Origin of the sequence: Streptomyces natalensis ATCC 27448 (assembly GCF_000935125.1) — a bacterium.
Lineage (GTDB): Bacteria > Actinomycetota > Actinomycetes > Streptomycetales > Streptomycetaceae > Streptomyces > Streptomyces natalensis.
Genome location: NZ_JRKI01000029.1, coordinates 669,672 through 695,052 on the forward strand (window position 1 = coordinate 669,672; position 25,381 = coordinate 695,052).

A 25,381-nucleotide genomic window follows, 5' to 3' on the forward strand; every position below is an offset into this window, starting at 1 on the left:
CCGAGCCGTACCCGGAATTTCCTATCCGGATTTTCATATGTGGAGGGGCAGACAGCATGGCCGGCACCGGAAGAACGTCACGCAGGAACAGGCGGGTGGGGGCGCTCGCCGGCGCCGCCGCGCTCACGGCATTCACCGCCGTCGCCGGTCTGGGCACCGCCGCTCCGTCCTGGGCGGCCGCGCCCGCCGGGCACGCCGGTTCCGCCACGGCCACGCCCATCAAGCACGTCGTCGTCCTCTTCGACGAAAACATCTCCTTCGACCACTACTTCGCGACCTACCCCAAGGCGGCGAACAGCGACGGGACCACGTTCCACCCGTCGCGGCACACCCCGCGCGACATCGACAATCTGCGCACCGCCGGGCTGCTGAAGAAGAACCCCAACCAGTACCTGCCCAAGCGGCTCACCCCGCAGCAGGCCATGACCTGCGACCAGAACCACGACTACGGCCCCGAGCAGTACGCCTACAACGGCGGCAAGGCCGACAAGTTCGTCGAGAACACCGACTCCGGGAAGTGTTCGGGCAGCCTCTTCGGCGAGCCCGGCCTGGTCATGGACTACTACGACGGCAACACCGTCACCGCGCTGTGGAACTACGCCCAGCACTACGCGCTCAACGACCGGTCGTTCGGCACGACCTACGGCCCCTCCACCCCGGGCGCCATCAACCTCGTCTCCGGCCAGACCCACGGCATCATCTCCACCGACCCCGCCTCCGGCAGCGAGCACCCCCGGCAGACCGACAAGCCCGACCCGTACACCGTGCTCTCGCCCGACGCCAAGGGCGTCGGCACGCTGGTCAACGACCCGGACCCGGCCTACGACGACTGCTCGGGCCACGACCGCACCAGCAAGGACACGCTCGGCGCGCTCCAGGGCCGCAACATCGGCGATCTGCTCAACTCCCGTCATGTCAGCTGGGGTTGGTTCCAGGGCGGCTTTAGGCCGAGCACCCCGTGGGACGGCAAGCAGGACCACTTCGCGAAGTGCGGCGGCACCACCCACACCAACGTCGGCGGCGCGCAGGTCGCCGACTACAGCCCGCACCACTCGCCGTTCCAGTACTACAGGTCGACGTCCAACCCGCACCACCTGCCGCCCAAGAGCGTGCGGGAGATCGGCCACGCCGGGCCGGCCAACCACAACTACGACCTGACCGACTTCGACGCCTCGCTCAAGGCGGGCATGCTCCCCGCGGTCAGCTTCGTCAAGGCACCGGCGTACCAGGACGGCCACGCGGGCTACTCCGACCCCACCGACGAGCAGCACTTCCTCGTCCGGCAGATCAACAAGATCCAGCGGTCGCCGCAGTGGAAGAACACCGCGATCGTGGTGGCGTACGACGACTCCGACGGCTGGTACGACCACGCCTTCGCCAAGCCGCTCAACGGCTCGAAGGACTCCACCCCCGGCTCGAACCACAAGGCCACCGACGGCCCGGCCTGCCAGGCGGGACCGGCGCCCGCGGGCGGCTACGCCGACCGCTGCGGCCCCGGCAGCCGCCAGCCGCTGCTGGTGATCTCCCCTTACAGCAAGGTCAACGCCGTCGACCACACGCCGACCGAGCAGACCTCGGTGCTGAAGTTCATCGAGGACAACTGGCACACCGGACGGCTCGGCGACGCCTCCTTCGACGAGCGGGCCGGGTCGCTGGCCGGGATGTTCGACTTCCGGCACCCGAACGGCAAGCAGGTCCTGCTGAACAAGGACGGTTCGGTCAAGTCGGTGGGCAAGATCCGGCCCGTCGCCCCCGTGGCGGCGAGCATCGACCGCGGCGCCGCCGCACCGAACCTGAGCGAGACGGCGGACTCCGTGCCCACTCTGCCGATCGGTATCGCGGCGGGTGCCCTGGCGGTCGGCGCGACCGGCACCCTGCTGGCCGTCCGGCGGCGTCGGACGCGGCACACGGCCGCCTAGCCTGCGGCGCTCCCGCACCACCACGGCTGCCGCCGCGCCGCGCTTGAGCACGGCGCGGCGGCGGCAGGGACCGATCTCCTTCTATGGTGGAAGCGGGACGCCAGGAGCAACGGCACCGGGCATGTCCTGACAGGGCGTGCCCGGTGCCGGACCGGTCCGGACCCCCACCACGGGCCGGTCGCCGGCAGGAAAGAGCCGCACATGGAGCCACAGGACCCGCTGCCGCCCGACGTGCAGCTGCGCCTGGACGCCGAGTGGGACCGCGTCACCCAGCAGCTCCACACGCTGGCCGAGGCCCACGAACGGTTGCAGGAGCTGCTGTCCGCCGTGCTGGCGATCAGCCGGGAGCTGGAGCTGCCCGTCGTGCTGCGCCGTATCGTCACCACCGCGATGGACCTGGTCGGCGCGCGCTACGGCGCCCTGGGCGTCCTGGACGAGGAGCGCACGGGCCTGTCGGAATTCATCCCCGTCGGGATCACCGACCAGGAGCTGGCCGCCATGGCCGGCGTCGGGCAGCCGCGGGGCCGGGGGCTGCTGGGGCATCTGATCCACCACCCCGAACCGCTGCGGACCGAGAACATCCCCGGCCACCCCCACGCCGCCGGATTCCCCCCGGGGCATCCGCCGATGCGCAGCCTGCTCGGGGTCGCCATCAGCGTGCGCGGGGAGATCTACGGGGACCTCTACCTGGCCGACCGGCTCGACGGGCGGCCCTTCGACACCGAGGACGAATCGGTGGTCCTGGCCCTGGCCGGCGCCGCGGGCGTGGCCATCGACAAGGCCCGGCTCTTCGAGCAGGTCCGTGCCGGGGCCGAACAGTTCCAGCGGCTGCTGCTGCCCCACCTGCCCGACCTGCGGCCCTTCACCGCGGCGGCGATCTACCGGCCGGCCACCGCTCCCGGGCTCCTGGGCGGGGACTGGTACGACGCCGTCCTGCTGCCCGACAACGCCTGTGCGACGGTCGTCGGCGATGTCGTCGGCCACGATATGCAGGCGGCGGCCGCCATGGCCCAGACCCGCAATATGCTGCGCGCCCTGCTGTACGACCGCTGCACCCCGCCCAGCTCCGTCCTCACCCAGCTCGACCGCACCCTGCACGCGATCACCGACGACCCCGTCGCCACCGCCTGCCTGGCCAGGATCGAGCCCGGCGACGACGCCTGGACACTGCGCTGGAGCAGCGCCGGTCACCTGCCCCCGCTGCTGATCTCCCCCGACGGCGGGGCGGAGTATCTGGACGCCGAGCCCGGCCTCCCGCTCGGCGTCGACGCCAGCCAGCCCCGCCCCGACCACGCCCGCCCGCTGCCCGTCGGCGCCACCGTGGTCTTCTTCACCGACGGGCTGGTGGAACACCCCCACTACTCCATCGACACCAGCCTGCGCCTCCTGGCGACCACCGCCGCCGCGCACGCCGGCCTCCCCCTGGACGCGCTGTGCCAGACCCTGGCCGACCATCCCCCCGGCGACGGCCACGACGACATGGCCATCCTCGCGGTACGCACCCCGCCCCGTACTTAGTACCTGTCCACGGAAATCCGCGCCCGCGGAAGCGATGATTTCCGGGCGGCGCGGGAGTCTGTCCTGCCGTACACCGGGAACGGCCCCGTTCCCGGTGCCCGCACCACGGAAGAGGAGCACCACATGCGCATCGTGGTCAGTGAGTTCATGAGCCTGGACGGCGTCGTGCAGGCACCGGGCGGCCCCGAGGAGGACACCGACGGCGGCTTTGCGCACGGCGGGTGGTCGCATCCGTTCTTCGACCCGGAGGTGGTGGGCGGCGCCTTCGCCGAGGGGCTGTCCCGGGCCGAGGCGCTGCTGTTCGGGCGGCGCACCTGGCAGACGATGGCCGCGGCCTGGCCCGAGCGGGCGGGCGACCCGTTCGCCGACCAGATGAATGCCCTGCCGAAGTACGTCGTGTCCGAGACGCTCACGGATGACGAGCTGACCTGGGAGAACAGTCGGCGTATCCCCGGTGCCAAGGCCGTCGCCGGCATCCGGGAGCTGCACGGGACCGCCGGCGGCGACCTGGCGGTCATGGGGAGCCCGACGCTGGTGCGCACGCTGCTGCGCGAGGGCCTGGTCGATGAGCTGCGGCTGATCCGCATGCCGGTGCTGCTCGGCGGCGGGAAGACGATCTTCCCCGATGACGGGGCGCTGCGCACGCTCGAACTGGTCTCCTCGGTCACCAGCGGGACCGGAGCGCAGGTGTGCACCTATCGGCCGGCGGCCGGGGCGTAGGCGGTACGGCGGCGGCACACCGCAGCGTCGCGCGGACCCACTTGCCGCCGCCCGGGTCCCGGCCGCACGTCCAGGACTCGGCGAGCGCGGCGATGATCGCCATCCCGCGGCCGCAGTCCTCGTCACCGGCGGCGGTGCGCGGGACGGGCAGGACCGCGGATCCGTCGTGCACCTCGATGTGCAGCACGGCGGATGCGCGCGTCAGCCGGAGAGTGATCACGGAATCCGGCCCCGGCGCGCTTCCGGCGCCGTCGGGCGGCCGGGCTCCGTGACGGATGGCGTTGGTGGCCAGTTCGCAGACGATCAGCACGGCCGCTTCAATGAGGTCGTCGCTCTCGTCCCACAGCCGCAGGGACGTGGCGGTAAAGGTCCGTGCCTGCCGGGCCGAGCGCAGGACTGCCGGCAAGGTGAGCGAGGCGGAAGCCACGTCGACATCACGGGGGATGGCGCATTCGGCCACAGCAGTCATTTTCTTAACCCTTCAAGCAAGCACGCGGAAGATCGATGCCGCCGCTTACCGCGGCTTTGGATTGTGCTCAGGTGAGCGGGTACAGCTCATATATGCAATTACCTTCCATTAAAGATACGGAAAGTGTGATGTCAACGGATTGCGGGGAATTCGACGAAATCTGAGCGGTGAGCGCTCAGACGAGCATTTTCGCCACACCCGCCGCGCTCACCGTCCCGCCTGACGTCATTTCACGGCGCCGAGGGAGAGGCCCTCGACGAGCTTGTCCTGGGCGGCGAATCCGGCGGCCAGGACCGGGAGGGAGATGACGGTGGCGGCGGCGCACACCTTCGCCAGGAACAGACCCTGGCTGGTGACGAACCCGGTCAGGAACACCGGCGCGGTACCGGCCACGACGCCGGTCAGCACCCGGGCGAACAGCAGCTCGTTCCAGCTGAAGATGAAGGAGATCAGGCCCGTGGCGGCGATCCCGGGGAGGGCGAGGGGCGCGACGATCCGCAGCAGGGTGGTGGGCAGCCCCGCGCCGTCGATCGCGGCGGCCTCCAGGATCTCCACCGGGATCTCGGCCAGAAAGGAGCGCATCATCCATACCGCGATCGGCAGATTCATCGACGCATAGAGAATGATCAGCAGCCAGATGTTGTCCAGCATCCCAGCCTTCTGGGCGACGAGGTAGAGCGGCAGCAGTCCCGCCACCACCGGCAGCATTTTCGTGGACAGGAAAAAGAAAAGGACATCGCTCCATCTGCGGACCGGTTTGACGGCCAGGGCGTAGGCGGCGGGTACGGCAAGGGTGAGGACCAGGAGCGTGGCGACCACCGATGCGGTCAGCGAATTGATGAGCGGCGGCCAGGGACTGGCGCCGCCGCCCGCGCCGAAGAATTCGCGATAGCCGTGCAGGGTGAGAGGGGCGCCGAGGTCGGGCGGATTCGCCGCGGTATCCGTTTCCCGGTGAAAGGACGTCAGCACCATCCAGGCGACGGGAACGAAGAAGAACAGTCCGCACAGCCAGGCGGCAAGGCCCAGCAGGCTCCGGCGGCGCCGTCCGCGCGGCGGCACGGTGGCGGTTCTCCTCATCGCCCTCATCGTCCTCAACGTCCTCATCCGACTCGACGGACTCATCGGACCCCCTCCTCGCGCAGCAGGGACGACACGGTGCGCAGCGCGAAGGTGGCCACGAGCAGCGAGGCCAGCAGCACGACGACGCCCTGTGCGGAGGCCAGTCCGTAGTCATGGGCCTGGTAGAAGGTCTGGTAGAGGGTGTAGGGGAGGTTGGCGGTGCCCAGGCCGCCGGAGGTGATGGTGAAGACCGCGTCGAAGTTCTGGACGACGTAGATGGTCCCGAGCAGCGCGGCCAGCTCCAGATAGCGCCGCAGATGCGGCAGCGTCAGATAGCGGAAGATGTCGAAGGGCGAGGCGCCGTCGACCTGGGCGGCCTCGACGGTGTCGGTGGGCCGGCTCTGGAGTCCGGCCAGCAGGATCAGCATCATGAACGGCGTCCACTGCCAGATCAGCGCCACCTCGACCGCGGCGAGCGGGGTACGGGTCAGCCAGTCCGGCTGGGGCGGACCGTCGCTGCCGAACAGTCCCCACACCCAGGTCAGTACACCGTTGATGAGCCCGTACGAGGCGTTGTACAGCGCATGCTTCCAGATCAGCGCGGAGGCGACGGGGACGATCAGGAACGGCGTGATCAGCAGGGTCCGGACGATCCCGCGGCCGCGGAATCTGCGGTCCAGCAGCAGCGCGAGCCCCAGTCCGAGCAGCAGGCTCACCAGCACCACGGTCACCGTCAGGAGGACCGTGGTCGCTACGGAACTCCGTAGCGCGGGGTCGGTGAAGACGGCCCGGTAGTTGTCGAAGCCGGCGGGGCCGCGGTTCTGCGGGGCCAGGGCGTTCCAGCGGAGGAAGGAGATCACCACCGTTGCCAGGAACGGGAGTTGGGTGACGACGATCAGGAAGAGCAGTGCGGGGAGGAGGGGCGCGCGGCGGGTCCGCGCCCTGGCCCGGTCCACGGCCGCCCGGCCGCGGGTGTGCGCGGTGCCGTTCGGGCCGGGAGCCGGTGCGTCAGTGGCCTGCGTAGGCACGGGCCACCTCCTGCGCCAGTCGCCGGCTCTTTTCGAGGGCTTCGCGCACGCTCTGCTTTCCGGCGATGGCCGAGCTGATCTCCTGGGAGACCTTGGTGCCCAGATCGGAGAATTCGGGGATGCCGACGAACTGGATGCCGGGGGCCGGACGTTGCTGGAGGCCGGGGTCATCCGGCCGGGCGGTGGTGATGGCGCGTTCGGTCGCGGCGCCGAAGGCCCCGGACTCCTTGATGAACTGAGGGTCGCGGTAGAGGGAGGCGCGTTTGCCGCCGGGGACGCGGGACCAGCCCAGCTCCCGGCCCACCAGTCGCTCGTAGCCCTTTCCGGAAGCCCAGCGGATGAACTTCCAGGCGTCGTCCTGGTGCGTACTGGCCTTCTGCACGCCCCAGGCCCAGGTGTAGAGCCACCCGGAGTTACCGGTCTTCTCGACCGGGGCGGGCGCGTAGCCGACCTTCCCGGCGACCTTGGAATCCCTGCCCTCCAGGGAGCCGGCGCCGGCGGTCGCGTCGTACCACATGGCGACCTTGCCCTGCTGCATATCGTTGAGGCATTCGGTGTAGCCGGCCTGCGGCGCCCCCGCCTCGCCGTGCTTGCGCACCAGGTCGACGTAGAACCGGGTGGCCTCGGTGAACTGCGGGGCATCGACGCGCGCTTGCCAGTTCTTGGTGAACCAGGTGCCGCCGAAGGTGTTGACGACGGTGGTGAGCGGGGCGATCATCTGCCCCCAGCCGGGCTGGCCGCGCAGGCAGATCCCCTTCATCCCCTTACGGAATCCGTCCAACTTGGCAGCCAGCGCGGCGACTTGGTGCCAGGTGGGGCGGGCGGGCATGGTCAGTCCGGCGGCCTTGAGGAGGTCCTTGCGGTACATCAGGAACGACGACTCGCCGTAGAAGGGCTCCGCGTAGATCTTCCCGTCGGCGGCCGTCAGCGACTTGCGGACCGGCGCGAGGATGTCGCCCTGGTCGAAGGCCGCGTCCTTGGCCGCCCGCGCCCCCAGATCCACCAGCCAGCCGTTACGGGCGTAGATCGGCGTCTCGTAGTTGCTGAGGCCGCCCACGTCGTACTGCCCGGCCTGGCTGGAGAAGTCCTGGCTCATCTTGTCGCGCAGATCGTCCTCCGGCAGCACGGTGAAGTGCACCGTGATGCCGGTCTCCTTGGTGAAGTGCTCGGCGGTGAGCTTCTCCAGATCCACCATCTGCGGGTTGTTGACCATCAGCACATTGATCGTGTGACGGCCGCTGTTGCCCACGTCACCGGCGCCGCGGTAGCAGCCGGTGGCGGACAGCGCCACGGCCAGGGCGACCGGGACCGGCCACAGCGCGCGGCTCGCACGGCGCCGCCCGGGGAATCGTGCTCTCACGGCTGGCACCTTTCACGCGGGCCGTGGCAAGAATGCCCGATGTCCGCCACGGTCCCACCAATGGAGCAAGGATCCCGCGCGGTGTCGGACGTACGCCGTCACAGCAGGCTCGCAGCCACCCCGGCGTCCGTGACGATGCCGTGGAAGAGGCCGGTTTTCACCGCCGCGGAGGCGGCGGTCGCCCGTTCCACGCCGTCGGCCAGGAGGATGACGTCGGGCACCTTGCGCAGCTCGTCGAAGCTGATGGCGATGACCCGTTCGGTGAGTTCGGGGACGACGACCCGTCCCTCCGCATCGAGCAGTTGGCCGACGACTTCGGCGCATACGCCCCGGCGCCGGTAATCCTCCCGTTCGGCGTCGCCGAGCGCGTCGTAGATGGTGGAGAGTCCGGGCCCCCAGCCGCCGACGGTGACGACCGCCTTGGTCACCTGGCCGAAGCAGCGGATCGCATCGACCACCCCGGGCTGCTCGCGCAGCATCCGGGCCGCCTCGCCGTCGGGCAGCAGGAGCGGGGCGTAAATGGGGTGGACGACTCCGCGGGAGATGGTGGCGGCTCGGCGTACCGCTTCCACGGCGGTCTTGTTCACGGGGCGCAGCGGGGTCGCCCCGCACAGCTGGACGACCGTGCAGCGGGCGAGTGTGGTCAGCCCGAGTCCCAGGGCCTCGATCTCGGGGCCCCAGACGAGGCCGAGGACGTCGTTCTCGGTGACGATCTCGGCCAGCAGGTCGGCGGCGACGGCGCCGAGGCGGCGGGTGGCCTGCACCGTGTCGTCCGGGACTTCCTGCTGCGAGTCGATGACGATCGAGTGCCGCAGGCCGAAGCGGGTGCGCAGGGCGTCGGAGAGGTCGGCGTCGAGTTCGGGCGGCAGCCGGATCTCCAGCCGTATCAGGCCGTCGCGCAGGGCGGTCTCCAGGGTGCGGGCCACCTTGAACCGGCTGATGCCGAACTCCTCGGCGATCTCCATCTTGGATTTGCCCTCAAGGTAGAACCGCCGGGCCATGGCGGCCGTCTGCACCAGGTATTCGGGGCCGGTGTGGTGGGTGCGCATATCAGCCCTGGCCTTTCCGGACGCCGGGCGCTACCGCTCGCATGAGCGGTAGCGCCTCATATGCACCTTTTCCCTATTAAAACTCCTGGGAGGGTGCTGTCAACGTCCCGACCGGCCGGCGCTCGGCCCGAGGGTCGGCGGCGGGGTCGGCGGCAGGGGCGGCGTCCGCTTCCGGTCGCGCCTGGGGTGTCTTCATGAGCAGGACCAGGACGGTGCTGAGCAGATGCAGGGCCGCGTAGATCCACATGACGCCCCCGATGCCGATCACGCCGGTGAAGACCGTGCCGAGGAGCGGGCCGAAGGCCATGCTGGCGCCGGCGCCCAGGGTGTACGCCGACATGATCTGGCCCTTGCGCTGGGGATCCTGCGCGGTCATCAGGGGCGGCAGCGGGACGTAGCCGGCCATGCCGACGCCGAGCGCGCCGGCGGCAAGGGCGACGAGCGGGTAGTCGTGGCCCGCGGCTTCGGGGACGTAGTAGAGGGCCAGGCAGGCGAGCGCCGAGACCACGCCGCCGAGCCAGGCGACGGTTTTGCGCCGGCTCCACCGGTCGCCGAGCGCCCCGAAGAGGACGACGCAGGCGAGATTGCTGACCATCATCACGATCAGCAGGGAGGCCCACTCCTGAGCGCTGAAGCCGATCCGGTCGATGAGGAAGAGCGGGATGAAGACCCACACGCCGAACTGCGAGGTGGTGTTGATGAGCCGGACCACCGCGCCCATGCCGACACGCGGTTCGGTGAACATGACGGTGAAACAGCCCAGGAAGGTGCGCGGCAGGCTGATGCGCTCCCGGCTCTTGGACAGGCCCTGGAATCCGGTGCGTTCGCGCAGGAGGAACAGGACGACCAGGGCGCCCGCGACGATCATCGCCAGGGACACCCACAGCGTGTGGTAGAAGCCGATCGTGGGCTTGAGGAGCGAGACCAGGACGGAGCCGATGACGGGATAGCCCATGGTGAAGCAGAACCAGAACCAGCCGAGCGCCTTGCCGAGCTGGCGTTCCGGGGCGCCCGCCATGATCCAGACCATGAATCCGTAGGCGAACAGGGGATAGCCGAATCCGCGCAGGCCGTAGGTGAAGAGGATCAGCCCGTACGCATGCGTGGGGATGGCGACCGCGAGCAGCAGCGCATGGCAGACCGCCCAGCAGGCGGCGCCGGTCATCATCACCCGGCGCGGCCCCCACAGGTCGCAGAGGCCGCCGGCCAGGAAGGCGCCGATCGCGGCGGTGACGCCGTAGACCGTGAAGATGATGCCGACGCTCGCCTCCGCGAAGCCGAGGTCGGTCTTGAAGTACGTGGGCAGATAGCTGGTCTCCACACCGTCGCCGATCATGAAGAGCAGGACGCCGAAATAGCCCCAGATCAGGGCCCGGGGGATCCCGAGGACGGCGGGGCGGGGCAGCGACGGATCGCGCTCTTGAGGTGTGCGCAGCACGGCGGGGACCTTCCTGACGGGCCGGGCGTTCGCCCGAATGTGGCCATCAGACTGAACAACCTCACAGACAATTTCAAGAGCTTCACATAAAGTGTGTGATGTTCTAGGGTGAGCGCATGGCGGAAAACCGCCGCCGAATCGAACGGGGGATGCCCACGATGAGAGCGAGTCGCGGCTCCGAGGCCGAGGTGGAGGAGCGCCGTCAGGCGGTGCTGCGCCATGTCGCCCAGGAGGGCGGGATCCGCATCGCCGAGCTCGCCGCGCGGATGCGGGTCAGCGTGATGACCATGCACCGCGACCTGGACAACCTTCACGAGCGCCAGCTGCTGCGCAAGGGCCGCGGGGTGGCCACCGCCTTCTCCAACGTCGCCATGGAGAGCGCGCTGCGCTTCCGCGAGAACTCCCATACGGAGCTGAAGACCGCCATCGCGGAGGCACTCGCGGAGGAGGTCTCCCCCGGCGACACGGTGCTGATCGACTGCGGCTCCACGCTCTTCCCGCTCGCCCGCCGGCTCGCCACCGTCGAGGGGATCCGGGTGATCACCAACTCGCTGCGCATCACCTACCTCCTGGCGTCCTCGCCGGCCGAGGTGACGCTGCTGGGCGACCGCTACTACGAGGACTTCGAGTCCTGCGCCGGGCCGCAGTCCCGCCGCCAGCTCCAGGACATCCGCGCCACCGTCGCCTTCGTCACCGCCACGTCGGTCCGCGAGGGCCGGCTCTACCACCCGGTGCGCGAGTACGCGGAGACGAAACAGGCGTATCTCCAGGCCGCGGACCGCGCCGTACTGGCCGTCGACCACAGCAAGTTCGGCCGCACGGCCACCTATCCGTACGGCGATGTCGGCGGCTACGACCTGCTGGTCACCGACGCCGACACCCCCGAGAGCGAACTGCGGCCCGTCCGCGACCTCGGCGTCGAGGTCCGCACCGTCGAGGTCCGCACCGGGGACACCCCCGGCTGAGCCGGTCCAGGCCGCCGCTCACCCGCCTCCCCCTCCTCCTCCCCCGAGAAAGGCCCTCCTCCATGCGCGCTGTCGTCATCCACACCCCCGGGCACTACGAGGTCACCACCGTCGACGACCCCACCCCGGGCCCCGGCGAGGTCATCGTCGCGCCCGTCGCGGTGGGCATCTGCGGCACCGATGTGCACATCGTCCAGGGGGAGTTCGCGCCCACCCCGTACCCGATCATTCCCGGCCACGAGTTCACCGGCGAGATCGTCGCGCTGGGCGCCGGGGTCACCGGGCTGCGCACCGGCGAGCAGGTCGCCGTCGACCCGTCGCTCTTCTGCGGCGCCTGCCATTACTGCGCGATCGGGCACGGCAACCTGTGCGAGAACTGGGGCGCGATCGGCGACACCGTGGACGGCGCGATGGCCGAGTACGTCAAGGTGCCGGCCGCCAACTGCTACCGGCTGCCCGAGAGCGTCGACGTCGCGCAGGGCACCCTGATCGAGCCGCTGTCGTGCGCGGTGCGCGGCTTCGACGTGCTGCCGCGCCGCCTCGGGGACCACTACCTCATCTACGGGGCGGGCACCATGGGCCTGATGATGCTTCAGCTCGCCAAGGCCGCCGGCGCGGCCTCCCTCTCGGTCGTGGACATCAACAAGGACCGGCTGGCGGTCGCCCGGCAGCTGGGCGCGGACGCCACCGCGGCGAGTGCGGCGGATCTGGACCGGCCGCAGGGCTGGGAAACCGTCATCGACTGCACCGGCGTCATCCCCGTCATCGAGGACGGCCTGACCCGGGTGCGCCGCGGCGGCACCTTCCAGCAGTTCGGCGTCGCGCCGTCCGCCGCCAAGGCGTCCTTCTCGCCGTTCCACGTGTACAACGACGAGATCACCATCGTCGGGTCGATGGCCGTACTGCACAGCTTCGGGCGCGCCGTGGACCTGATGGCGAAGGGGGTCATCGACGCGGACACGATGCTCACGCACAGCTTCGGGCTGGCGGACTTCGGCTCCGCCCTCCAGACGTTCAAGGACGGCTCCGGGCGCAAGATCCAGATCCGACCGCAGAGCTGAACTCCCTTACCCCTTGGTCTCGTTGCACGGAAGCGACATCGACATGCCCACAGTTGCCGGGGTGGATTCCTCCACCCAGTCCTGCAAGGTCGTCGTCTGCGACGCCGACACCGGGGAAGTACTGCACCGGGGCCGCGCCGCCCATCCCGAGGGCACCGAGGTCGCCCCCGAAGCCTGGTGGCGGGCGCTCCTCGAAGCGGGCAACGGCCTGCTGGAACGCGTCGATGCCCTCGCGGTCGCGGGGCAGCAGCACGGCCTGGTCGCGCTGGACGCGACCGGACTGCCGGTGCGCGAGGCGCTGCTGTGGAACGACACCCGCTCGGCGCAGGCGGCGGCGGATCTGGTCGATGAGCTCGGCGGGCCGGAGAAATGGGCCGAGGCGGTCGGCACCGTACCGGTGGCGGCCATCACCGTCGCCAAGCTGCGCTGGCTGGCCGCGCACGAGCCGCGCCATGCGGACCGTACGGACCGGGTGCTGCTGCCGCACGACTGGCTGACCTGGCAGCTGTGCGGCGGCCCCGGTACGGGCGCAGAACCGGTCACCGACCGGGGCGACGCCTCGGGCACCGGTTACTGGTCCCCGGCCGAGGGCGCCTACCGCCGCGATCTGCTCGCCCTCGCCTTCGGCGGCCGTACCCCCGAACTGCCGCGGGTGCTCGGCCCCACCGAGGCGGCCGGCCGCACCCCGTACGGGGCGCTGGTGGCGGCCGGGACGGGCGACAACATGGGCGCGGCCCTGGGGCTGGGCATCCGGCCGGGCGATGTCGTCATCTCGCTGGGGACCAGCGGTACCGCCTTCGCCCTCACCGAGCACCCGGTGGGCGAACCCACCGGCGCCGTCGCCGGGTTCGCCGACGCCACCGGCCGCTATCTGCCCCTGGTGTGCACCCTGAACGCGGCCCGGGTCCTCAGCTCCACCGCCCGCATGCTCGGCATCGCCCTCGACGACCTCGGCCCCCTCGCCCGCGCGGCCGACCCGGGCGCCGGCGGCCTGGTTCTGCTCCCCTACCTGGGCGGCGAGCGGACCCCCAATCTCCCGGAGGCCGCGGGCAGTCTGATGGGCATGCGCAAGGCGAACATGCACCCGCCGAACTTCGCCCGCGCGGCCGTCGAGGGCATGTTGTGCAATATGGCCGACGCCCTCGACCGGCTGCGGGCCCAGGACGTCGAGGCGCGCCGCGTGCTGATCATCGGCGGTGCGGCCAAGGCGCCCGTGGTCGGCGAGATCGCCGCCGAGATCTTCGGTACCCCGGTCACCGTCCCCGAACCCGAGGAGTACGTGGCCCTGGGCGCGGCCCGGCAGGCCGCCTGGGCCCTGGCGGGGACGCCCGAACCGCCGCACTGGCCGGTGGCCGCGGCGCGGCAGATCCCCGCACCGGCCGACGGCACCGCCGGCCGTCGCATCCGGGAGGCGTATGCCGACGCGCGGTCGATGGTGTACGGCTGATCGGGGAAGCCGGTGTGTGCACGCTCCGGTTGCGGGGGCGGCGGAGCCGTGCGTGCCGCCGCCGAGGCCGCGTCGGGCGCCTGACAGAGGGCCCGCGGCCCCGGGGCGTGCCACCCACCGCGCTGACTGCTTAGGCCACTTGGCCCCAAGAGATGACCGCCATCACGTTGTTCCCGGTTTGCCGTGCTTCGATCTCGGCATGGAGGTACTGACGTGATGATCGCTGCACATCGACAGCAGGACGCCGCGCAGGCGGGTACGCCCCGGCGGCGGGTACTGACCGCGGCCGCGCTGGCTCCGGTGCTGGCCGCGGCGCCGACCCCCGCCCGCGCCCTGTCCGTCCGGGACCCCGAGGCGGGCAGCGCCGCGCCGTCCGCGCCGGTGCAGACGAGCCTGGCCGACTGGTCGGGCGTCGCCGAAGCCCTCGGCCGGGAGGGCGACATGAAGCAGAACATGATGTATCACACCGCTTTCCCGCGCTATGACCTGCGCGTGGTCTCCCGCGGCATCGTCGTCCAGCCCGGCCTCGCCCTGGGCACGAACGTGTCCTTCGTCCGTTACCCCGACGGCTCGCTGATGATGGGCGATGTGGTGGTCTCCGAGCCCGAACTCCAGGGGTTCTCCGATGCCTTGCACGCGAACGAGATCTCCCAGACCGCCATCCACAAGCATCTGCTCTCCCAGAGCCCGGACATCTGGTGGATCCACATCCATGCGCACGGCGACGACCCGGACTCCCTGGCCCGGGGGCTGCGCGCCTCGCTCGACCGCACCAACACCCCGTCGGAGCCCACCACGCCGCAGCAGCAGTCCGTCGACCTGGACACGGCGGGCATCGATGCCGCGCTGGAGACCAAGGGCATCGCCGACCACGGGATCTACCGCAGCCTCTTCGTCCGCCGCGAGACCATCACCGACGGCACCTGGGCGCTGCCGCCGGGCCTGGGCTCGACCAGCGCGTTCAGCTTCCAGCCGCTGGGCGGCGGCCGGGCCGCGGTCAGCGGCGACTGCGCGATGATCGCCGGCGAGGTCCAGAACGTCCTGGGCGCCCTCCGCCAGGCCGGGGCCCAGCTCGTCGAGCTGCACAACCACGGCCTGACGGACGAACCCCGGCTGTTCTTCACCCACTTCTGGGCCGAGGGCGACGCCGTGACGCTCGCCCACGCCCTGCGTCCGGCGGTGGAAGCCACGAATGTCGTGGCGGGCGGCTGACGCGGGTCAGCGCAGGGGCAGCTCCAGCTCGGACGGGTCGGCCGCGGTCGAGCCGAACGAGACGGTGCTGCCCTTCGGCGTGCTGCCGCCGTACAGCGGGTCCTTGGTGTCCAGGACCAGCGCCAGCCGGTGCCCGGCGGGCACGTCGTAGGCGGTGGTGAAGAGCGAGACATCGAGCGGGAATGCCTGCCCGGGACGCTTGCCGGACCAGCTCTGCGGGGCGTGGGAGATCAGCTTGCCCACCCCGAGGGCGTTGACGTCGTAGAGGTAGGCGAAGACCGTTCCCCGGGGGGCGGTGGCCGTGACCGTGGTGTGCAGGCGCGCGGCGCCGCGGAGGGCGTGCGTGGCCGCGTAGGGGGCCGACTGCCATACGGCGGCGGAGCGCTGCGGCAGCAGCGGGAGGAAGACGAGGGGCGGCAGACCGGCGAGCTGGTCCAGCGTGCCGGACAGTTCGGCGACGCCGCCGTCCGCTCCGGAGTCCGTGTCGCCGGCGACGGGCTTGTGCCAGCCCGGCCGGTCCGTGGTGCCGAGTTGTCCGTCGCCGGGGACACCCGGGTCGCCCAGCCGCAGACGTTCGGTGCGGGAGCTGATGGCGCGCCAGGTGGGGTAGTGCTCGGTCGCGCCGTTGTGCCGGACCTGGAGCTGGACCGCCTGGGGGGCGTCGCCTCGGCCGCCGGTGCCCTTGAGGTGGCTGTCGAGAAAGCGCCGGGCGCTCGTCCAGGTGGCGTTGTGCAGGCCCAGCAGGCTGGTCATTTCCTGGGTGGCGTGGTCCCCGGGGCGCAGTTCGAGGCGCTTGGGGCCGGTCAGCCGCTGGTAGAAGGCGGTCATCTGGCTGGGGTTGAAGATGCTGTCGCCCCAGGCGTTGGCCAGGAAGACGGCGGTGCCATGGGCGTTGATCCGGTCCACGTAGCGGGCCGGGGAGCGGGTCTGCGCCCAGGCGACGACCTTGGGGAGATCGCGGTCGGCGAAGAGGTCGGCCAGCATGCGCGCGAATTCCGGGCTCTTGCGGCCGGTGGGGGTCTCGACGGCGGTGAGCAGGGCGGCGGCCTGGAGGTGCCGGGTCTGACCGCTGTAGAGCGAGTCGGTCAGGTCCGCCCAGCCGCTCAGGGACGCGACCGCCTTGATCCGGGGGTCGAAGGCGGCGCCCATCAGCGTCAGTCCGCCGCCCAGGGAGAGGCCCACCATGCCGATGCGTTGGCGGTCGGCAGGTGTGTGGGCGAGCGCCCAGTCGATGACCGCGGACACGTCCTTGACGTCCTTGGGTCCGGCGACATCGACCTCGCCGCCCGACTGCCAGAAGCCGCGCACGGTGTAGGTGACGGCGATATAGCCGTCGGCGGCCAGCTGTTTGCCCTGGGCGACGTATTCCAGGTCGTTCTGGCCCCAGCTGGCGGGCTGGACGACCAGGGGGTAGCGGCCCTTGCGGTCGGCGCCGGGGGTGCCGGGAGCGGGAGTGAAGACGTTGGCCTTGAGGACGACGCCGTCCTTCATGCGGATGTCGACCCGGCGGAAGGACGGGGCGGTGTGCGCGGCGGAGGCGGCGGTGGCGGCCGCGGGGCCGGTGTGGGAGGCCGCCGACGCGGGGGTGGCAAGGAGGGTGCCGCACAGGGCAAATGCCGTGAGCAGTGCGGGAGTTGTCGCCCTGAGCCCCGGCCGGCCGCGGTATCGGCCGGCGGTACGGGGGGATCGCGCCATCGGTGCTCCATCGGAATCTGACCGCAGTGCCACCATGGCACCCATCCGGTGCGGTGATCGGAAGCGTACGGGCGCGGCATCGCCCCTGGTGAGACGATGATCAGCCAAAGATACTCGCGGGTAATGCGGGGTGGCGGGAATCAAGTGCCATGGCCCGGCCCCCAGTTCCCGGTGCGTGCGTATGGGTGAAGCCCGGGGCGAGGTGGGCGCGCCAGAGGCGGGAAAGCGCCCGTGCGTCCCCCTTATAGCTGTGTGATCGATCCTTTTGATGTGACGAGAGTGACGCTCGCCCGCTTAGGCGTGCCGGATCCGGACGGGGGCGCGGCGTCGGACTCAGCACGGGGTCGCCCGCAGGCGTTCGCGGAAGGCCCTGACGCGGGGGTTCCGCTCGTAGGGGGCGAGTTCTCGGAGCAGTCGGGGGACGGTGCCGTGCACGGAGCCCGCGGCGAGCTGCTGGTGGTGGCGCAGGACGTGGTGGCAGTGGTCGACCGCCGCCTCGACCTGGTGGGTGGCCAGCAGGGTGTGGGCGAGCCGGGCGTGCAGCAGGGTGCGGGCCTTGTGGTGGTCGGCGGGCCGGGCGGCCAGCGAACCTTCCAGCTCGGCCGCGGCGCCCTGGTGGTCGCCCAGGCGTGAGAGCACCTCGGCGCGCTGATAACGCAGGGCGGTTTCGGGATAGCTGGTGAAGGGGCCCTCCGGTCCCGTCGCCTGCGCCAGGTGCCGTTCGGCGGCCAGCAGATCTCCGGCGGACGCCCGGCCCTGGCCCGCACCGGCGAGGACGAGGGCCCGGCCCGCGTGGACGAAGGCCCGCGTGGCATGCGGGACGGCGCTGCCCGCGACATCGAGCGCCGCCTCGCCCAGGGCGACGGCCCGCTGGTGGTCGCCCAGCCGGTGGGTGTGCACGCTCAGACAGCGCAGCACGATCGCGTAACTGCCGCGGTCCCCGGCCGCACGGGCGAGTTCGAGGGCGAGGGAGTAGTAGTGCTGCGCGAGGCCGGCCTGGCCGACTTCGGAGGCGCGGCCGGCCAGCAGGAGGGTCAGCTGCGCGGCACCGGTGAACAGCGCCTGGCGGACCGACGGGTGGGCCGGAGCGGTGAGCAGCGGCACCACCTCCTCGCAGAGATGGACCGTCAGCGCCCGCCGGCCATGGGCACCGCCGTACTTCTCTCCCATCAGGACGCCGCAGACGGCCGCGTTCTCCAGCCGTGCCGCATCGGCGGCCGTCGCCTGCCGTACCCCGGGGGTGACGGGCGGGAGGGTCGGCGGCCGGGTTCCCCAGTGGGTGGGGACGTCGGGCCCGGCGGGGGCGACCGCGCGGGCCAGACGTGCGCGGCGGACGGGGTCGGCGTCCGCGCGGCACAGGGCGGCGAGCCGCTGCACCGGATCGTCGCTGCGCAGGAGCCGTGCCATCACCTCCGCTGCGTCGTCCGGTTCGGCGAGTCCGGTGTCCAGGGGGGTCAGCGTGCGGCCGAGGCGGCGGCCCAGTGCCTGGCCGACCAGTTCGCCGACCGGTGTGCGGGGGCGCGAGCCGTTGAGCCAGTGGGCCACCGAGGTCCGGTCGTAGCGCAGCCGGAGCCCGTGGGCGGCGCCCAGCGTATTGACGGCGCGGGCGAGATCCGCGGCGGTCCAGTCGGCCTCGGCCAGCAGCGCGGTGAGAAGGCGGTTGGGGTCACGGCGGGGATTCATCAGGGTGCTGCCTCGCTCCATGCTGCGGCTCGGTGGGCCCTTTCGTCGTTCAACGTTCAACACGTTCACGCTTTGGGGCGCGGCCGGGCGTTCCACCCTGGCTCGTTTCATGGTTCCGTTAAGGGGCGGCCGTTGGCTATGGCCCGGTCACCCGTAGGGAGGATTTCCGGCCAGCCGCCGGTCATTCGCCGGGGAATTCCACGGGCGCCGCGGACGCATTGCCGGCCGTGCGCGTTGCCTCACCACGGGCAACAGCGGTCTCAGGCACGGCACATGGCAGCGCCTGAACTCCCGCGCCATTCGGCCCTTTGCGGACTTCCCCGGATCGCACCTTCCACCGGGAGCACCAGGTGCCGTCGTCACGCCGTCGTAACCAGAAATTACGGGCCCTGCTGGCAGAGGCCCAATGGACGCAGGCCGCGCTGGCCCGTTCGGTCAATGCGCTCGCCGCGGAAATCGGCCTGGATCTGCACTACGACCGTACGGGCGTGGCCCATTGGCTCAGCGGTACGCAGCCGGCGCCACCGGTGCCGGACCTGATCGCGGAGTCGCTGACCCGGCGCCTGGGGCGGGCGGTCTCCCCCGGAGCCGCGGGGCTGCTCTCCCCGCCGTGCACACCGCCGGCCGGGCGGCCGGCCGAGGGCGGCTCCCCGGCCGGGACCGCGCTCACCGACGCATGCGCCCTGGAGAGCGACCCCACGCGCCGGACGGCCGCCAGGCTGGAGCCGTACCGGGAGGCGGAACTCGCGAAACTGGCGGACGATCAGCACGAACGGAGTCCTCGGCCCCCGGTGCCGCACGGCGGAGCGGACGACGGCGAGCTCGCCGTCGTCCGCTTCGCCGTCCGCTTCTATGCGACGTCCTTCAATGCGCACGGCGGTGGCAGCGCGCGCTCGGCGCTCGCCGCCTACCTCGCCGACGACATCGCGCCGCGGCTGCGCGAACCGGACGGCGACGCGGCGCACCGCGGCCTGCTGGTGGAGGCGTCCCGGCTGTCCTTCCTGCTGGCCCGGATGTACCAGGACGCATCCGTCCACGGCCTCGCCCAGCGCCATTTCACCACCGCGCTGCGGCTCGCCGAGGAGTCCGGGGACCCCACCGCACGCGCCGTCGTCCTGCGCGGACTGAGCGCCCAGGGGCTCGCGCTGGGCCACCGGCGCATGGCTCTGGATGCCGCCGAGGCCGCCGTGGCCGCCGCGCGGGCTCCGCACGCCGCGACCCAGGCGTTCCTGGCGTCCCAGCTCGCGGTGGCGCAGGCGGCCTGCGGAGTGCGCCGGGCGGCCCTCGCGTCGCTCGGCGTGGCCGAGCGCGCCCTGGAGGCACAGCAGCGCGGCGCCGGGCCGGGCGGGCCGTTCGCCGCGTACTCGCGCGCCTCGCTCGCGTTCCAGAGCGCCGAAGTCCTGCGGCACACGGGCGATCCGGCGGCCGCGCGCACCGAGCTGCACCGCTCGCTGGCGCGGCGGGCGGACGACGACCACCGGGGGCTGGCCCTGAGTTATGCCCGGCACGCGGAAATCCTCGTCGGCCTCGGACATGTCGAGGAAGCCTGTGCGTCTTGGAACTCCTTTCTCGATCATTACGTTCATCTGCGGTCGGGCTCGGCGGATCTCGCCGCGGCCCGGCTGCGGAAGCTGCTGATCTCCTTTCGGCGCGTTCCGGCGGCGGCCGCCGTGCTGCACCGTACGTGCGCCATGACGCAGCCGGCGCAGCGCTGCTGAGCGCATGCGCCGCCGGTGCCTTCCCTCCTTTCACCGGTGCTTTCACTCCTTTCAACAGCCCCGGGCTCCGGAAACCGGCAATCGGCGTGAGGGCCGCTGTTCAATCGGTGAGCGGACGTCAACAGGAAAGGAGGGGTGGCGAGATGCGCAATTCCTTCGTCGTATCCGAGAGCGATCAGGATCCGGGGAATCATGAGTCGTCGCCGCGCCGGATCGTCCATGTCTTTCCGGGGCAGGGCGACTTTTCCGTCAGCCCGCTCGTACGGGCGATCCGTACGCATGCCGCGGTACGGAAATCCGTCGCCGAGGTATTCCAAGAAGCGGAAGACGTGGGCCGCGAATTCGGTATCGCGCCCTTGGCCGGGCCCCTGCTGGGCGACTCCCCGCCCAGTGGCCGCGATCTGGCCGCCGCCCGGGTGGGCACGCCCCAACTCGCGCTGTTCTGCTCCTCGGTGGCGGTGCACCGCGCCCTGTGCACGATCGGGCTGGTGCCCGATGCCGTGCTCGGGGTGAGCTTCGGGGAGATCGCCGCGCTCACCGCGGCGGGGGTGTTCGAGGTGGCCGAAGGGGCCCGTATCGCCTGTCTGCTGGCCCGTCAGCTGGTGGGCTGTGCGGGCGGGATGACGCTGGTGGGCGCGGCGGAGTGGCGTACGCGCGCACTGATGCGCGAGGCGAATGCCCCGGATCTGGCGGCGGCCTGCATCAACGACCCCGGTGAGACCCTCGTGAGCGGCCCGCTCGGGACGCTGGGGGCCGTGGAGGAACTGGCCCGGCGGCAGGGAATCGCGGTGAGCCGGCTGCGGCTTCCGTTCTCCTCCCACCACCCGTCGCTCACCGGTCCCGCCGACGCGTTCGAGGCGGCGATCCGCCCCCTGACCGCCCGGCCCGCCCGGGTCCCCGTCTTCTCCGCCGTCCACAAGGGCCGCTACCGGCCCGGCGACGACGTGCACCGCGGGCTGGCGAACTGCCTGGTCCGTCCCGTGCGGCTGCCCGAGGTGCTGCACCAAGTGACCACCGGAGGCGGCGTGTTGTTCCTCGAAGCGGGCACCGGCCGCGCGCTGACCCGCAATGTGCGGCACACCCTGCCGCCCGCCGCGGCCCGCGCCCACGCCCCGCTCGCCGACCCCCGCTTCCCCTGGCCGGACGCCCACCCCCCGACCGCCCCGCCGCCCGACGGCCCCCTCTCCGCCCTCTGGAGCCGACGCGATGACCACGCACCTGCCACCCCGCGGTGAACTGACCGAGATCGTGGGCGGGACCCGTTCCGACGCCCTGCGCCACCGCCTGCTGCTCACCCTGGCCGAGGACGCCCCCGCGGCCGCGGGCTGCGGGGACCGCGCCCTGCGCGTGCACCGGCGGCTGCGCCGGATCGCCCAGATCCTGCCGCCGGTGGGCGAGTTGTTCCGCGACCCGGAGCAGCTCGCGGTGCTCAGCGAATGCGTGGCGCTCGTCGACCCTCCCCTGTACATGGCCGTCCTCTCCCACTACGCCCTGTGCCTGGGCTCCGTCGTCACGCTGGCCGGGGACCCGGCCCGCCTCGGCCGGCAGGGGGAGGCGCTGGCGAGCGCACGCGCCAAGGGCGTCTTCCTGGTGACCGAGATCGGCGACGCCAGCAGCCACCTGGGGATCCGGACCACCGCCCGATTCGACCCCGCATCAGGGGAGTTCGTCCTGCAAACGCCCGATGCGCGGGCGGCGAAATTCTCCGCGGTCGGCTCTCCCCGCACTCCGCAGACGGCCGTGGTGTGCGCCCGCGTGGTGACCGGCGGGACGGACCGCGGAGTGTTCTCCTTCGTGGTGGACCTCAGCGACGAGAACGGTCCGCTCCCCGGGGTGGAGATCTCCCGCAGCCTGGAGGTGCCGGCTCTCCCGCTGGACTATGCGCTGGTGCGCTTCCACGGCGTACGACTACGGCCCGAGCAGTGGCTGTGCGACGGGGCGCGGATCGCTGCGGACGGCGCCTTCCACGATCCCCTCGGCAGCCCGGACGCGCGGCTGCAACGGACCCTGTGCGTGGGGCAGATCCTGTGGGCGACGCTGCCCTCGGCGATGGCCGCCATGGCACGGGAGAGTTCCGTACAGGCGCTGCGCTTCTCGGCGCGCCGCCGGGCGCACGGCCGGCTGGCGCCGGGGGCGAAGGTGCTGGACTGCCGCACACAGCAGCATGCGCTGCTGGGGTGTCTGGCGGAATCGTTCGCCCTGACCTGTGCCGGACGGACGGCGCGGGAAATCTGGACCCGGTCGCGTACCGCACCGGGCGCCCCGGCACCGGGGGCGCAGCGCGCGAACGGGATGGCCTTCGCTCCGTGGACCGCCGTCGACCGTCCGCTGGCGGTGCTCAAGGCGCTGTCGGTGCGCGGGACGGCCCGGGTGGCCGCCGAATGCCAGCACCGGTGCGGGCTCGCCGGATTCCTGCACCCCAACATGCTGGGCGGCTACCACGGTTTCGCCCATGCCTTCGAGAGCGCGGGCGGCGACAGCCAGTTGATTCTGCTGGACGCCGGCCGGGCCCTCGCACAGGAGGCCGGCCGCAGCAACGGCCGCGCCCACGGCACCGGCACACCGCTTCCCGACGTGCCCGTCGACCACCCCGGCTGGTGGCTCGCGACCACCCGCGCCCAGGAGACCCGGCTGGCGGACGCGCTGCACCAGGCCCTGCGTGCCCGGGCGGGCGCGACGGGCCTGGAGCTGTGGAATCCGCTGCTGGACGCGGCGCGCGGGCTCGGGGAGGCGTACGGGAGCCGGCTCATGGCCGAGGCGGTGGCCGGCGTTCTGGAGGCCGTCCACGATCCCGGGCTGCTGGCCGTCCTGCGTCCCCTGGCCACGCTGTACGGGGCGGTCGAGGCGCGCCGCCTGTCCGGCCCCCTCCAGGCGACCGGTGTGCTCGATGCCGCAACGGTACGGACGCTGCCCGCGGTGCTGGACAGGCTGTGCGACCGCCTGCTGCCGCATCTGCCCCTGCTGGAGGACGCCATGGGCGCCCCGTCCGGCGCGGTGTCCGCTCCGCTGGGCGCCGACGACTACGCCGCGGCCCTGTCCGCATCCCTCAACTGGCTACCGGAAAGGCCGTCATGAGCCACGAACCTCCGACCGTGCCCCGGATCGGCGTGCTGGGCATGGGCACGTATCTGCCCGGCGGCATCCGCACCAATCACGACGTCGCGGCCTCGGCAGGCGTCACACCGGAGTGGATCACCGAACGCACCGGTGTGCACACCCGGCATGTGGCCGCGCCCGAAGAGGCCGCCTCCGATCTCGCGGCGGCCGCCGTACGGGCCGCGGTGGCCGCCGCGGGCATCGACATCGACCAGATCGACGTGCTGATCGCCGCCACCTCCACCCCCGACGAACTCGGCCCCTCGACCGCCTGCCGGATCCAGGCGCTGACCGGCGCCCGCCGTGCCGTGGCGCTGGATGTCAGCGCGGCCTGCGCGGGCTGGCTGTTCGCGGCGCGGGTCGCCCACGACTGGCTGCGCGGGGAGCCGGGGGCGCGGTATGCGGCGGTCGTCGGCGTCGAGGCGTACTCCAAGTTCCTCGATCCCACGGACCGGGGCACCGCGGTGCTCTTCGCCGACGGCGCGGCCGCCGCGGTCCTGGGAACCGTCGCGGACGACGCCGGATTCGCCGACTTCCGGCTCGGCTCCGACGGCACCGGCGCCCATCACGTCCTGATCCCCGCCGGCGGCAGCCGCGCACCCGCCAGCCCCGCCACGCTCGGCGGCCACCGCCACCGCATCCACATGGACGGCCGTGCGGTACGCGATTTCATCGCCGAGGTCTTCCCCCGGCTCGTCGACGAAACCCTGGTGCGCAACCGGCTGCGGCTGACGGACCTCGACGCGGTCATCACCCATCAGCCCAATCCCGTTCTGCTGCGCAGCCTAGGCGACCGGATCGGCATTGCGCGCGAGCGGCTGGTCATCGTCGGGGACGAGGTCGGCAACATCGGCGCCGCGAGCGCACCGTACGCGCTGGCGACCGCCGCGGCACGCGGGCTGCTGCCCCAGGGCGGAAGGATTCTGCTGGCCGTCTTCGGGGCGGGCGTGACCTGGGGCAGCGCGCTGCTCACCTGGACCGGGGCGCCGGCCATCCGGATCGCGCCCACCCGCACCCCGGCCACCCACAGCGCACCGGCCCGCGCCCCGCACACCGTCCGGACATCCACCAACACCCCTGTCATGCAAAGGAGTTCCTGATGAAGACCCTCGCCTCGTTCCGGCTGGACGGCGCGCGCATCCTGGTGACCGGCGCCTCGCGCGGTATCGGCAGGGCCGTCGCCGTGGCGTTCGCCCGGGCCGGCGCCGATCTGGCGCTGTCCGCACGGAGTTCGGCCGCGCTGAAGGAGACCGCGGCGCTCGTGGAGGAGGAGGGGCGCACCGCCGTGCTCGTCCCGGGCGATCTGGCCGGGCCGGGCGCCGCGGAGTCGGTGGTGGACGAGGCCGCGGAGGCGCTCGGGGGACTGGACGGAATGGTCCACAACGCGGGCATGCTCCCGGCGCACCCGGACGGCAGCCCCGCCCTGGACCCCCTCCAGGACTCGGCGCAGGAGGACTGGAACCAGGTGCTGTCGGTCAACCTCAACGCCACCGCGGCGCTGTGCCGGCGGGCCCACCGCCATCTGGCCGCCTCGCCCCGGGCCAGCGTGGTGCTGATGTCCTCGCTGGCCGGTGTGATCGGCACGCCGGGGATGGAGGCGTATGCGGCGTCCAAGGCGGCGCAGATCTCGCTGGCCCGCAGCCTCGCGGTGGGCTGGGCGCGGCAGGGCATCCGGGTCAATGCGCTGTGCCCGGGCTGGACCCGTACGGACATGACCGCCTTCGCCTACTCCATGGAGCCGCTGTCCGACTGGCTGATGGCCCATGTGCCGCTGGGCCGCTGGGCGGAGCCGGACGAGGTCGCCTGCGCCGCGCTGTACCTGGCCTGCCCCGCAGCGTCCTATCTGACGGGCCAGGCGCTGATGCTCGACGGCGGCGCCTCGGTGCCCGACGGCGGGCTCGCCGGGATCCCGAAACCGCCCTCCCCCTTCGCCGCCTGACACCC

General features: G+C 71.9%; 20 protein-coding genes. 12 read left to right on the forward strand and 8 right to left on the reverse strand.

What is annotated here, in order from left to right:
- Positions 1–56: 56 nt before the first annotated feature.
- The 3 genes from SNA_RS22445 to SNA_RS22455 all read left to right on the forward strand — a co-directional run bounded on the left by SNA_RS22445 (position 57) and on the right by SNA_RS22455 (position 4,157).
- Positions 57–1,919 (forward strand): phospholipase C, encoded by a 1,863-nt coding sequence (locus tag SNA_RS22445; RefSeq protein WP_044366368.1) that lies wholly within the window; start codon positions 57–59, stop codon positions 1,917–1,919.
- A gap of 201 nt (positions 1,920–2,120) precedes the next feature.
- Positions 2,121–3,437, forward strand: coding sequence for a PP2C family protein-serine/threonine phosphatase (locus SNA_RS22450; RefSeq protein WP_044366370.1), 1,317 nt, complete (start codon positions 2,121–2,123; stop codon positions 3,435–3,437).
- Positions 3,438–3,560: 123 nt separating this feature from the next.
- A complete protein-coding gene (locus SNA_RS22455; protein ID WP_030064987.1) occupies positions 3,561–4,157 on the forward strand; it encodes a dihydrofolate reductase family protein in 597 nt (198 codons plus the stop codon).
- Here SNA_RS22455 and SNA_RS22460 read toward each other — a convergent pair.
- The 6 genes from SNA_RS22460 to SNA_RS22485 form a co-directional block, all read right to left on the reverse strand.
- The gene (locus SNA_RS22460; protein WP_078970099.1) at positions 4,102–4,626 is read right to left on the reverse strand and encodes an ATP-binding protein; all 525 of its coding nucleotides are present in this window, start codon (positions 4,624–4,626) and stop codon (positions 4,102–4,104) included. The genes SNA_RS22455 and SNA_RS22460 overlap by 56 nt on opposite strands.
- Positions 4,627–4,851: 225 nt before the next feature.
- Entirely contained in the window at positions 4,852–5,703 is an 852-nt protein-coding gene (locus SNA_RS22465) for a carbohydrate ABC transporter permease (protein WP_044366372.1), read from the reverse strand.
- A 41-nt stretch (positions 5,704–5,744) separates the two neighbouring features.
- A complete protein-coding gene (locus tag SNA_RS22470; protein WP_044366374.1) occupies positions 5,745–6,713 on the reverse strand; it encodes a carbohydrate ABC transporter permease in 969 nt (322 codons plus the stop codon).
- Positions 6,694–8,073, reverse strand: coding sequence for an ABC transporter substrate-binding protein (locus SNA_RS22475; RefSeq protein ID WP_044366376.1), 1,380 nt, complete (start codon positions 8,071–8,073; stop codon positions 6,694–6,696). The genes SNA_RS22470 and SNA_RS22475 overlap by 20 nt, the downstream gene beginning before the upstream one ends.
- Before the next feature lie 98 nt (positions 8,074–8,171).
- On the reverse strand, positions 8,172–9,122 hold the full coding sequence (locus SNA_RS22480) for a sugar-binding transcriptional regulator (RefSeq protein ID WP_037793463.1): 951 nt from the start codon (positions 9,120–9,122) through the stop codon (positions 8,172–8,174).
- A gap of 76 nt (positions 9,123–9,198) precedes the next feature.
- A complete protein-coding gene (locus SNA_RS22485; protein ID WP_030071353.1) occupies positions 9,199–10,560 on the reverse strand; it encodes an MFS transporter in 1,362 nt (453 codons plus the stop codon).
- A 158-nt stretch (positions 10,561–10,718) separates the two neighbouring features.
- On the opposite strand from SNA_RS22485, the gene SNA_RS22490 reads away from it, so the two are divergent.
- From SNA_RS22490 to SNA_RS22505, 4 genes are all read left to right on the forward strand, one after another.
- On the forward strand, positions 10,719–11,525 hold the full coding sequence (locus tag SNA_RS22490) for a DeoR/GlpR family DNA-binding transcription regulator (protein ID WP_030071352.1): 807 nt from the start codon (positions 10,719–10,721) through the stop codon (positions 11,523–11,525).
- Between the two features lie 62 nt (positions 11,526–11,587).
- Positions 11,588–12,586, forward strand: coding sequence for a zinc-dependent alcohol dehydrogenase family protein (locus SNA_RS22495; RefSeq protein ID WP_030071350.1), 999 nt, complete (start codon positions 11,588–11,590; stop codon positions 12,584–12,586).
- A gap of 43 nt (positions 12,587–12,629) precedes the next feature.
- A complete protein-coding gene (gene xylB, locus SNA_RS22500) occupies positions 12,630–14,033 on the forward strand; it encodes a xylulokinase (protein WP_044366379.1) in 1,404 nt (467 codons plus the stop codon).
- Positions 14,034–14,249: 216 nt separating this feature from the next.
- Positions 14,250–15,245 carry a DUF1259 domain-containing protein gene (locus SNA_RS22505; protein WP_030071344.1) on the forward strand — a complete coding sequence of 332 codons (996 nt, stop codon included), beginning with the start codon at positions 14,250–14,252 and terminating at the stop codon, positions 15,243–15,245.
- Positions 15,246–15,251: 6 nt separating this feature from the next.
- Here SNA_RS22505 and SNA_RS22510 read toward each other — a convergent pair whose 3' ends face one another.
- A complete protein-coding gene (locus SNA_RS22510) occupies positions 15,252–16,940 on the reverse strand; it encodes a CocE/NonD family hydrolase (RefSeq protein ID WP_044366381.1) in 1,689 nt (562 codons plus the stop codon).
- A 333-nt stretch (positions 16,941–17,273) separates the two neighbouring features.
- Positions 17,274–18,623: an NsdA family TPR-like regulatory protein gene (locus SNA_RS22515; protein ID WP_044366678.1), complete on the reverse strand. Its 1,350-nt coding sequence runs from the start codon at positions 18,621–18,623 to the stop codon at positions 17,274–17,276.
- A 350-nt stretch (positions 18,624–18,973) separates the two neighbouring features.
- On the opposite strand from SNA_RS22515, the gene SNA_RS22520 reads away from it, so the two are divergent.
- From SNA_RS22520 to SNA_RS22540, 5 genes are all read left to right on the forward strand, one after another.
- Positions 18,974–20,341 (forward strand): NsdA family TPR-like regulatory protein, encoded by a 1,368-nt coding sequence (locus tag SNA_RS22520; protein WP_051877503.1) that lies wholly within the window; start codon positions 18,974–18,976, stop codon positions 20,339–20,341.
- Positions 20,342–20,484: 143 nt separating this feature from the next.
- Positions 20,485–21,576 carry an acyltransferase domain-containing protein gene (locus SNA_RS22525; protein WP_078970102.1) on the forward strand — a complete coding sequence of 364 codons (1,092 nt, stop codon included), beginning with the start codon at positions 20,485–20,487 and terminating at the stop codon, positions 21,574–21,576.
- Positions 21,548–23,416, forward strand: a complete 1,869-nt coding sequence (locus SNA_RS22530; protein ID WP_044366383.1) for an acyl-CoA dehydrogenase family protein — start codon at positions 21,548–21,550, stop codon at positions 23,414–23,416. The genes SNA_RS22525 and SNA_RS22530 overlap by 29 nt, the downstream gene beginning before the upstream one ends.
- Complete coding sequence (locus tag SNA_RS22535) at positions 23,413–24,537, forward strand: 3-oxoacyl-ACP synthase III family protein (protein ID WP_044366385.1); 1,125 nt, start codon at positions 23,413–23,415, stop codon at positions 24,535–24,537. The genes SNA_RS22530 and SNA_RS22535 overlap by 4 nt, the downstream gene beginning before the upstream one ends.
- The gene (locus SNA_RS22540) at positions 24,537–25,376 is read left to right on the forward strand and encodes an SDR family NAD(P)-dependent oxidoreductase (protein ID WP_030071323.1); all 840 of its coding nucleotides are present in this window, start codon (positions 24,537–24,539) and stop codon (positions 25,374–25,376) included. The genes SNA_RS22535 and SNA_RS22540 overlap by 1 nt, the downstream gene beginning before the upstream one ends.
- The last annotated feature ends 5 nt before the right edge of the window (positions 25,377–25,381 follow it).